The sequence below is a fragment of the Tissierella simiarum genome, from assembly GCF_018917865.1.
GTDB classification, from domain to species: domain Bacteria; phylum Bacillota; class Clostridia; order Tissierellales; family Tissierellaceae; genus Tissierella_C; species Tissierella_C simiarum.
The window spans coordinates 1-10,482 of record NZ_JAHLPM010000035.1; the positions used below are offsets into that span (position 1 = coordinate 1).

General features: G+C 27.4%; 15 protein-coding genes. 1 reads left to right on the forward strand and 14 read right to left on the reverse strand.

All coding sequences use genetic code 11. The features are described from left to right. Nucleotides 1-190 precede the first annotated feature (190 nt). The 14 genes from pyrR to KQI42_RS20460 all read right to left on the reverse strand — a co-directional run bounded on the left by pyrR (nt 191) and on the right by KQI42_RS20460 (nt 9,427). Nucleotides 191-721, reverse strand: a complete 531-nt coding sequence (pyrR, locus tag KQI42_RS20400) for a bifunctional pyr operon transcriptional regulator/uracil phosphoribosyltransferase PyrR (RefSeq protein ID WP_216522609.1) — start codon at nt 719-721, stop codon at nt 191-193. A 9-nt stretch (nt 722-730) separates the two neighbouring features. Continuing rightward, a complete protein-coding gene (locus KQI42_RS20405; protein ID WP_216522611.1) occupies nt 731-1,648 on the reverse strand; it encodes an RluA family pseudouridine synthase in 918 nt (305 codons plus the stop codon). Nucleotides 1,649-1,657: 9 nt separating this feature from the next. After that, nucleotides 1,658-2,113, reverse strand: a complete 456-nt coding sequence (gene lspA, locus KQI42_RS20410; RefSeq protein WP_246566761.1) for a signal peptidase II — start codon at nt 2,111-2,113, stop codon at nt 1,658-1,660. A 116-nt stretch (nt 2,114-2,229) separates the two neighbouring features. Beyond that, nucleotides 2,230-2,844: a TraR/DksA C4-type zinc finger protein gene (locus tag KQI42_RS20415; RefSeq protein ID WP_216522613.1), complete on the reverse strand. Its 615-nt coding sequence runs from the start codon at nt 2,842-2,844 to the stop codon at nt 2,230-2,232. 93 nt (nt 2,845-2,937) lie between these two features. Then, nucleotides 2,938-3,072, reverse strand: coding sequence for a hypothetical protein (locus KQI42_RS21575; RefSeq protein WP_281420533.1), 135 nt, complete (start codon nt 3,070-3,072; stop codon nt 2,938-2,940). Nucleotides 3,073-3,134: 62 nt separating this feature from the next. Continuing rightward, a complete protein-coding gene (locus KQI42_RS20420) occupies nt 3,135-3,893 on the reverse strand; it encodes a bifunctional 3-deoxy-7-phosphoheptulonate synthase/chorismate mutase (protein WP_216522615.1) in 759 nt (252 codons plus the stop codon). Between the two features lie 144 nt (nt 3,894-4,037). Then, complete coding sequence (locus KQI42_RS20425; protein WP_216522617.1) at nt 4,038-4,586, reverse strand: DivIVA domain-containing protein; 549 nt, start codon at nt 4,584-4,586, stop codon at nt 4,038-4,040. Nucleotides 4,587-4,600: 14 nt separating this feature from the next. Beyond that, nucleotides 4,601-5,386, reverse strand: coding sequence for a YlmH family RNA-binding protein (locus KQI42_RS20430; RefSeq protein ID WP_216522620.1), 786 nt, complete (start codon nt 5,384-5,386; stop codon nt 4,601-4,603). Nucleotides 5,387-5,400: 14 nt separating this feature from the next. After that, on the reverse strand, nt 5,401-5,667 hold the full coding sequence (locus tag KQI42_RS20435; protein WP_216522625.1) for a YggT family protein: 267 nt from the start codon (nt 5,665-5,667) through the stop codon (nt 5,401-5,403). A gap of 24 nt (nt 5,668-5,691) precedes the next feature. Then, the gene (locus KQI42_RS20440; protein ID WP_216522627.1) at nt 5,692-6,117 is read right to left on the reverse strand and encodes a cell division protein SepF; all 426 of its coding nucleotides are present in this window, start codon (nt 6,115-6,117) and stop codon (nt 5,692-5,694) included. Between the two features lie 10 nt (nt 6,118-6,127). Next, entirely contained in the window at nt 6,128-6,838 is a 711-nt protein-coding gene (locus KQI42_RS20445; protein ID WP_343231733.1) for a YggS family pyridoxal phosphate-dependent enzyme, read from the reverse strand. Then, on the reverse strand, nt 6,838-8,130 hold the full coding sequence (locus KQI42_RS20450) for a biotin/lipoyl attachment domain-containing protein (RefSeq protein ID WP_216522629.1): 1,293 nt from the start codon (nt 8,128-8,130) through the stop codon (nt 6,838-6,840). The genes KQI42_RS20445 and KQI42_RS20450 overlap by 1 nt, the downstream gene beginning before the upstream one ends. Before the next feature lie 99 nt (nt 8,131-8,229). Then, the gene (locus KQI42_RS20455) at nt 8,230-8,604 is read right to left on the reverse strand and encodes a hypothetical protein (RefSeq protein ID WP_216522631.1); all 375 of its coding nucleotides are present in this window, start codon (nt 8,602-8,604) and stop codon (nt 8,230-8,232) included. A 571-nt stretch (nt 8,605-9,175) separates the two neighbouring features. Continuing rightward, nucleotides 9,176-9,427 carry a YkoF family thiamine/hydroxymethylpyrimidine-binding protein gene (locus KQI42_RS20460; RefSeq protein WP_216522633.1) on the reverse strand — a complete coding sequence of 84 codons (252 nt, stop codon included), beginning with the start codon at nt 9,425-9,427 and terminating at the stop codon, nt 9,176-9,178. Nucleotides 9,428-9,654: 227 nt separating this feature from the next. On the opposite strand from KQI42_RS20460, the gene KQI42_RS20465 reads away from it, so the two are divergent. Further along, nucleotides 9,655-9,879 (forward strand): DUF1657 domain-containing protein, encoded by a 225-nt coding sequence (locus KQI42_RS20465; protein WP_216522635.1) that lies wholly within the window; start codon nt 9,655-9,657, stop codon nt 9,877-9,879. Nucleotides 9,880-10,482 lie beyond the last annotated feature (603 nt).

Below are 10,482 nucleotides of genomic sequence, written 5' to 3' on the forward strand. Positions count from 1 at the left end.
ATTGATGAAGAGTATTTAAATCCAGTAAGGATTAAGGTAGTATAAATGTAAACTGTGAGCACTTGCTTTCAGCATAGGGCGTACTTGGACACGCCAAAAAGAATAAGGCTTCCTAAGTAATTAGGTTGAAAAGTAATAGCAAACTTCTTTACGAAAAAGAATCCCCCATCTTCTATAAGTGGGGGAGGGTTCAATCTCTAATAATTACTCTATCCATTCCATCTATTTCTTTAAAATTAACACTTACTATTTCACTTTTAGAAGTAGGAACATTTTTTCCTACATAATCTGCTCTAATAGGCAGCTCCCTATGTCCTCTATCTATTAGAACAGCTAACTGAACTTTACTTGGTCTTCCTTTATCGACCAAAGCATCCAAAGCAGCCCTAACAGTTCTTCCAGTATAAATCACATCATCTACAAGAACAATAGTTTTATCTTTAATATCTCCATGAAATTCATCATTCACTATAGGCTGCTCATTTATTTCTGTTAAATCATCCCTATATAAAGTAATATCTAAAGTTAGAACTGGTACTTTATCTCCTTCAATTTCATCAATTTTTTCAGCCAATCTTTCAGCAAATGGTACTCCTCTAGTTTTAATTCCCACCAAAACAGTATTTTTTGTTCCCTTATTTCTTTCTATAATTTCATTAGCTATTCTAGTAGTTGCTCTTTGTATAGCTTTCTCATCTAGTATTATTGCTTTTATATCCATCTATTTCACCTACCTATTTCTATTTTCTAAAATATTCATGACTTTTTTAAAATTTTCTGGAGGGTCAGCTTGAAACTCCATGTATTCCTTTTTTGTAGGATGAATAAAGCCTAATTTCTTAGCATGAAGCAGCTGTGTATTTAAATTAAATTCATTTTTTCCTTTTGAATATACTGGATCCCCTACAATAGGATGATTAATATAAGCTAAGTGAACTCTTATTTGATGGGTTCTTCCTGTCTCTAAAGAAAGCTCTACAAAAGTATAGTTATCAAATCTTTTAAGAACCCTATAATGAGTTATAGCTTCCTTACTATTTTTATCGGTTACTGTCATTTTTTTTCTATCAACGGAATGCCTACCTATAGGAGCATTAATAGTACCTTCATCATTTTTTAGAATTCCATGAGCTAGAGCTATATATACTCTTTTAATTTTTCTTTCCTTTAGTTCCTCAGATAATATTTTATGAGATACATCATTCTTGGCTATAATAAGTAATCCAGAAGTATCTTTATCTAACCTATGTACTATTCCAGGCCTTATTATTCCATTTATAGAAGAAAGACTATCTATATGGTATAAAAGCGCATTTACTAAAGTTCCATTATAATTTCCTGGTGCAGGATGAACTACCATGCCTTGAGATTTATTCACTATTACTACGTCTTCATCTTCATAAACAATATCTATGGGTATATTTTCAGCATTTATTTCCAGTTTTTTAGGCTGAGGCAATTCTACCCTTATGTAGTCTCCTTCTTTCACTAGATATCTAGCCTTCATGGTCTTACCATTTACAAGAACTAAATTCTCTTTTATTAATTTTTGAATATAAGTTCTAGAAATTTCATCTAACTCATCTGCTATATAGGTATCTAGTCGTTCATTATCTTCCTCTCCCACATATATTTCAACTATATTCATAATTTCCTCCTATGCCTCATACCTGTCAAACGATACTAAAATCACAATTAATACGGTTCCAACTACAATGAATACATCAGCTACATTAAATACTGGAAAATCATATTTATTTATCAACTTTACGCTTATAAAATCTACCACATATCCAAGTCTAATTCTATCTATTAAATTACCTATTGCTCCTCCAAGAAGCATACCTAAGGCAACCTTCATAAATCTATTTAAAGCGTGCTGATTTCTAATTAAAAATAATGAAATACATATTACTACTAAAGAAGTTATTATAATAAATAAGATTTTTTTATGTTGTAAAATTCCAAAAGCCGCACCAAAGTTTTCTACATAATTTAACTGAAAAAAGTTCTCAATAATAACATAAGGAACATTACCCTTTAAATGCCTTATAGCGGCTAATTTGCTTACTTGATCCAATACCACAATTAATACAGAAAGTATAAATAACAAAATAGTTTCCTCCTCATCTAGTTAATATCATAATCTATTTTATACGATTATGATAGGATTATCAATATAGGTATGTATATTTAAAAACTTCTCTGGTTAATGTTACCAGAGAAGTTTCACTTCTTAGTTTCATCATAATATTCTTGAGAAATATTCTCTACTTCTTCAACTCCATCTCTATGGGTATCATCTAAAACTCCAAGATCATCTCCTGTAGAAAACGAAGGGTCCTTATCTACTATATTATATCTCGCAACTTCTTGATAACTGTCTTCTCTATCAAACTCATTCCCTTCACTTCTATCTTTACTAAAAGGGCTAATGCTATCCTCTTCTTCTGGTCTAAATTGCATTTTCTTTTCTAAAGGCAACTTTTCATTGGTACACTCTATACAAGTTTTTAAATAAGGAATCAATTCTAACCTTTCTTCATCTATTCTCTTGCCACATACTTTACATATACCATAATTCCCATCTTCAAGATCTTGTAATGAATTATCTATTTCATATAAAGTATCATTTAACTTACTTTTTAATCCTCTATCTTGTTCCATCATAAACACTTCAGTTCCTATATCTGCTGGATGATTATCATAAGAAGAAAGTTCGCTATAGTATTCATCCATAGATCCATACTCTTCCATATTATTCATCTTATCAATAGTTTCTAATGCTGTTTTCTTCTCTTTCAATAATCTCTCTTTAAAAAGACTTATTTTTTCTTTCCCCATAGTTATCCTCCTGTTTAACCATTATCTAGCTATATACTTATACTTTTTCTTTGATTAATAATATGCCCATTACTCTATTAAAGATTCAATATTTTAATGAGCATAAAATAACAATATTAGCAGAAAAAAGAGAAGACTATTCTTCTTATATTCAGCATTCCAAATATCAGACAAAAGTATAAAGAAAAATAATAAATAATCATCATCTTTTTTTAAGCTTTTAACCATAAAAAATCCCTCCTATATTTTACTATTATCATAGTATGTATATAGAAGGGATTTAACTACCCTTATTCTATAGTTAATATATTAAATAGTTCTATAAATTCATCAAAATTTAAAGACTGAAAACCATCAGACAATGCTTTTTCAGGATCTGGATGGACTTCAACAATAATTCCATCTGCTTCTAATGCCTTTGCAGCTTTTGAAGCAGGTGTAACAAGTTCTCTTCTACCTGTTCCATGACTAGGATCTACAATTATAGGATAATCTGTTTCTAATTTTATTATAGGAATGCTCATTAGATCTAAAGTATTTCTAGTATAATTTTCAAAAGTTCTAATACCTCTTTCACACAAGATAATGTCTTCATTTCCCTCAACTCTTATATACTCTGCTGCCATAATCCATTCCTTAATTGTAGCGCTCATACCTCGCTTTAATAAAACAGGCTTGTTTAGCTTTCCCATTTCTTTTAATAAAGAGAAGTTTTGCATATTTCTAGATCCTATTTGGAATATATCTATATATTGATATGCTTCTTCTATATCTCTAGGATCCATTATTTCAGATATAACTTTAAAATCATATTTCTCTTTTATATCGTTTAAAATTTTTAGTCCTTCTATACCTAATCCTTGGAAGGAATTTGGATTAGTTCTAGGTTTAAAAGCTCCAGCACGTAATATCTTTATTCCTAATTTATTCAAAAAACTACCTATTGTCTCCATTTGTTCTTTACTTTCAATGGCACAAGGTCCTGCAATAATTGTAAAACTTCCCTCTCCTATTTCTATATTATCATCTATAATAACTTTTCTTGTCATTTATATTCCTCCAAATATCCTTTAAATAGTTCCATTTATACTTTATCCAAACAATGTAGCTTAAAATAATTTTCTACCATTATCCACCAATATATTTTTTATATCATTTTAAGCCTTGTGTCAATAGAAAAGAAAAAAGGGCATTTATGCCCCCATATCATTAATTTCATCTACCACCATATCTTCAAATAATTCTAATTCATCATCATTATGGTCTTTATCTTTTTCATGAATATCTCCATTTTCTATTCCTTTATAAAATTCATCTAAAGATATGAGTTGAGCTTCAATAAAAGATTGATACCTAGTTTTAAATATAAAAATTTCTTTTTTCAAATACTCATATTCTCTTTTTATGTTTCTAACTTCTTCTCTGGCACTATCAATTAATTTTTTTCCTTCCAATTCTGCATCCTCAATAATCACTTCGGCTTTATGCCTAGCAGAAGTAGTAACTTCATCCGCCGTAGTTTGAGCAACTACTAAAGTATTTTTTAAAGTATCTTCTAAATTATTATATTGCCTAATTTGATCTGTTAACATACCAATCTTATCTTTTAACTCAATATTCTCTTTATATATTCTTTCATAATCCATAATAATTTCATCTAAAAAGCCATCTACTTCTCCAGCCTTATATCCTCTAAAAGATTTTTTAAATTCCTTATTCTGTATATCTAGAGGTGTAATCATTTAACTCACTCCATTTATATTAATATTCTTACGGTGGACTTTATCCTACCTTTTTTGCTAAATCCTTCAATAGAGTAGAGAATACATCGTCCATAGCCCTTAACAGACACTATGTCTCCTTCTTCTAAATCTTTAGATGATTTATCTATAGGTTCCCAGTTAACTTTAACCTTCCCAGATTTTATAATGTTTTGACTTTCTTGGCGAGATAAATTATAAGTACTACTAATTAAAACATCTAATCTAAATGATGATAATGTTAATTTTATCTCTTTATAATCTATTTTACTGGGACTAATTTGATCTAAAGATACTATGCAAATCTTAACTTTTTCATTACTCACTCTATCTAAATTTAGTAGTAAAAAGTCTGATATTTCTTTTTTTACTATAACTTCTACATAGTTCCCATGTATTAATATATCCCCTATTTTACTTCGCTTTATTCCTAAATGGAGTATAGCTCCTAAAAAATCTTTATGGGATAATCTCTCCAAATTTCCTTCAATCTTCAAACCGACTATATAATCATCTATATTTTCTTTATCATAATAATAAGGATAGATTACTATAACTTGTCTTTCGCCTTCTTTTAAACCACCAGTTTCATAATAAGAAATTTCATCAAAGCTATTTAAAATAGATTTAGCCAACTTCCTTTCATAAGGATCTAGAAAATCTGTTGTTTCAATAGAATAATTGTTACATACTATCTCAACTTTATCTATGACCTTTCTCATTTCCATTATCTTATCTCTATCTTGTATATGACTAATATATTTATCTCTATCTAATCTCATAAAGATACCTACACTTAAAATAATATTCTAAGTAAAAGAGCAGATATTAATCTTAAAATTAAGATAGCTAATAATGGAGAGAAATCAAACATTCCAGTATTTATTCCTGATTTATAAATTAACTGTCTAGCAAACCCTAGTATGGGTTCTGTTACTTCATATACAATCTTTCCTAATGGGTTGTAAGGACCAATATTCAATAAAGATAATAATATTCTAATAACTATTAAAAATTCAATTATATTAAACAATATATTTATTGCCCTAAATAAAGTAATCATCTAACTACCTCAAATCTAATATTTTTACCAAGGAAATATTCCCCTATTTCTTAATTCATCTTTGATACCATCTATTTCCACATTGTTTGGAGCTAAAACAAATATGTCTTTGGTAACTTTCTGAATATTACCTTCTAGAGCGTATAATCCTCCATTAATAAAATCAAATATTTGTCTTTTTACATTTACCTCTAATTGCTCTAAATTAACTACAACAGTTTTCCTCATTTTCAAATCGTCTACTATGCGTGGAGCTTCTTCATAACTTAAAGGTTCATGGACTACTAGTTTCATATTACTATTAGTATGGATATTTACCACATTATTATTTATCTTTTTGGTTTTTGTAGTTACAGGTACTTCCAGTGTTTCTTCTTCATCTTCATATTCTTCTTCATCTAAGTCGTCTATTCCTATAAAATATTTAAATTTATCCATTATATTACCCATTTTATCCCTCCTAATAATTTCTTGTTCCAAAAATACCAGTTCCAATCCTAATCATATTAGAACCTTCTTCAATAGCAACTTCATAATCATTTGTCATACCCATAGATAAATAATCCATGGATAAATTTTCATAATTTCTCCTACTTATGTCCTCTTTTAGTTTATATAGTTCCTTAAATACATACCTTATTGATTCCACATTTTCAGTATAAGGTGCAATAGTCATTAACCCTTTAACTCTAATATTTTTAAATTTTAATACTTCTTCAATAAAAGGAACTACTTCCTGTATTTTTAGTCCAAATTTACTTTCCTCTTCAGCTACATTCACTTCAATAAGAGCATTTATTGTTAAACTATTCATATTAGCTCTCTTATTTAATTCTTTAGCTAGGGAAAGTCTGTCTAATGAATGAATCATTTTTACTTTAGGTACTATATACTTAACCTTATTAGTCTGTAAATGACCAATCATATGATAATCAACTTTACCTCCAATAACTTCTATCTTCTTTTCAAGCTCTTGGACTCTATTTTCACCTATATTAGTAATACCTAAGTTTATAGCTTCCTGTATTCTATCTACATCGATAGTTTTAGTAACTGCTATTAATTCTACTTTATCATCTTTTCTGCCTGACTTGATTAAAGCCTTTTCTATGTTTTCTTCTATAGCTAGTAGATTATCTTTAATACTAATTTTTATCCCCTCCCATTTAATTAATCCAGGATTTGTCCTTCTTTTATATTCATAGTATTTAAGAAAATTTCATCATATAGAGTAATGGTCTTAATAGGATTTTTCTCATCTTCTAGTTTGATAAATCCTCTATTGTCACCTTTTTGAACATAAGTATACTTATCATCTTCACCTAATACTTTAATAGGTCTAAATTTAACAATTCCACTTATTTCCTTAATATATACTCCTTTTATACCATCTTTCTCAACGATTGCTTTACTAGGTATTTTTAATCCTTCTTTTTTATATTTTACTATCTCTACTGTTGAAAATCTATAGTCGTAATATTCATGGAACAAAGTGGTAAATTTTATAACCATTACAGCCTTATTTTTAGTTATATTTATTGATAATATCTTTCCCTTTATTTCTTTTTTGGTTTCATCCATAAACAAAGTTATAGATTGTCCTTTTTCAAAAGACTTAATATCCTTTAAATCCTCTATTTTTATAGCCATATACCATTCAAAATTATCTATTATCTTAAATAGTGGATCTCCTACAGATACATCAACTTTAGGTTTTTCATTTTTTTTGTCTTTTTCTAGGATATCTATCTTATCATAAGTATAGTTTTCAAATTCTTTAGGATAGTAAACTTCTTCATATCCATCTATGTTAAAAGAAACTATGCCTCCATTACTAGAATAATAATTAATATTATTACTTTTAATATCCTTTTCTATTTCTTCTTTTCTTTTATTTAAGTTGTCCAAACTTTGGTTAAGTAAAGTTTTTTCTCCAGAAATATCTTTTGCTTTAGAATCATATAAGGAAAGCTTATCTTTTGTATATTGAACTTCTGCATATTGACCTTTATTGATATTTTCTTGTATATTAAGGATCAAATCTTCAATATTTTCTCCTAGTTTACTTTCATCTACCTTTAATAATTCTTTTTCTTTTTCTGATTTCTTTAAGGCAGTAATTGAGTTTTCAATTTCATTCAATTCTTGTTTTAGTTGAGAAGTGTCATTTAATAAACTTATATGGGCAATTTGTTTCCCAGCAGGAATTCTTTCTCCTTCTTTTACTAAAATTTCTAGTTTTCCACTACTATCTGCTTTATATACTTTTTCATTTTTTAAAATAATGCCTTGGGTAACAATTTTATCTGTTAAAACCCCTTGTTCGGGTACAATAGTACGATATGAAGTAGCTAAAAACGAAGGAACGCTTCTAAAGACTAAATATAGCATTATAGAACATATCAATGCTATACGATATTTTCTCTTTTTTTGTCTTTTTTTCTCTCGCCTCTCTTGAGACACAAATATCCCCCTTTACAAATGTATCTTTATAGATTTCTTCATAAGTTTAAATTTTCCTGCTTATAAATAAAATTTATTTAAAAATAATTGTACTTATTATTAGTTAAAAAACTTTCCATACTTACTCACTACTTTAAATTTTAGTATATTATCTATTTTAAATTGTTTTATTTCATCTTTATGAGTTACCATTAGAATAGATTTCTCTTTCTTTTTTGCACCAATTATTATACCTTTAAACTTTTCTTTTCTTATAGTTATAACTTTAACTTCATCTCCTGCTTTAACTCTAAATCCATCTAAAACAAATTCTTTCATATCAGCTTCATCTAAATGTTTTTGAGTCACTGCTTTTTTATTTATTACAATAATATTATTTTTTAAATAAAGTTTCTCCTTTAATACTACAAATATATATCCAAATACAGCTGTTACAAATAACATAATTAATAAAACTTCTAAATACAAAAGCAAAACAATACCTCCAATTTAATGTAATTATTATTTATAGTATATCACATCTATATATTGTGTGAAACTACTTTAAGAAATCTATAATGTAATATAATTTTTAGTATGTAGTCAAATAAATTAGAGTTATTAATCTAAAGATTGTCTCTAAACTTATTTTTAACTTTTTATAGTTGAATCAAAATGACTGGATTTGAACCAGCGACCCTAAGTCCCCTAGATTTGTACTTATCATGCTATATAACACTTTACTAGAATATTTAATATTTTCCTATATTAAAACTAAGTTTTCAATATCCAATATATTTATTATAATAAATTATTATTCATAGGGGTTAATGAAATATTTATTTTCTATCCACTATAAAAAATTAGAAAAGACCAAGATTAAATTCCTGGTCTTTTCTATTTTAGTTTATTTAATTCTAATACTTTTGATATATTCAATTTCATATCCAAGGAGGTCTTTTCCTTGTTTTAAGTATTTTTTGATACACAACCCTATCTTTTATAAGTATGCCCAATCCTTTTTTATTTATTAGTAAAATTAATATTAAAAATATTTTTTATTGAATTATATAAGATCTTTTTCACCTGCGTTGGTTATTGTAACCACCATACTTACCTCTCCACCAGTGGTTTCAGCTTCAGAAAACATTGTTTCTAATGTATTAAATATTTCCTCTTTTCTTCCTCTTAATCGTGTATTCATAGAATTCACTGTATAGTCTATATTACTATTATTTAATGTTTTTATAGAATTATCTATTACTTTCGTTGCATGTGAAGATTTTAAGGGATAAATAGCAACTTCTGCACTAATCATAGAAATTCACCTCTTTTGTTATTTTAATATTATATAGTATGTTAATAAACAGAAAATAATATACTGCATTATTTACCATTAAATTTCTTCTACCTTAGTTAACTAATAGTTCTCCACTTATGCTATAAATATATTTTTCTATTTAAATTATATCTATATATATTTATATTATTGAATTTTAATTAAAATTTAGGGTAACCTAATTCAAGAAAAGTGAGGTGATAGAAATGACAGTAAAGAGTGATTTACAACAAGCTATAGCAGCATGTGAATCAGCAAAAGGTTGCTATGCTATGATGTCTCAAGCTACTGAAGATCCACAGGCAAAGCAAATGTATGATCAAATGACTTCCGATGTAAATAGACATCTTCAATATTTAGACGGTAGATTAAATTACCTAAACCAAAACAATAAACTCAATCAAAAAAGTCAACAACCTGAGCAAAAATAATAATAAGTAGAAGTTCATTAAATTATTAATAACTTAAAAATTCAAAAGCAACGGGGAAAAGTATTTTTATACTTTATTCCCGATTGCTTTTTATTATTTTCTATTTATTGTTTATAAAAATTAGTTGAAAAAGATAACTTATTACTTTGTTTTAAAACTATCTGCAATTTCAGCAGTTTTAATGTATAATTAAAACATTTCTTAGTTTAATAATTTATTATAATTGATCTACTTTACTATTCATTCCCATATAAAGTATATATCCCCTGATAAAATTTGAAAAATAATTGATATAGTGTTTTAAGGTTTGTATTGGCTTATGGTAAGGTTTTATGTATGTAGTATAGTAATTGTGTTAGTGTATGTATAAAAACTTGTCTTAATCAAGTTTATAAGGTTATTCTTATGTTGATTCATAATTGGAAAATTATATTTTATTTGTGGATAATATTGCCATGAATTTAAACAGTCCCTGTGGTGAACCTATATTATAGGGAGGTGAAGATATGAATGATAATAGAACATTAGCTCCACATGAAACAATTGCATTGCGTGAATTGATGAGTAATTCAATATTAGGTGTTAAGAAAATCAATGCAAGTT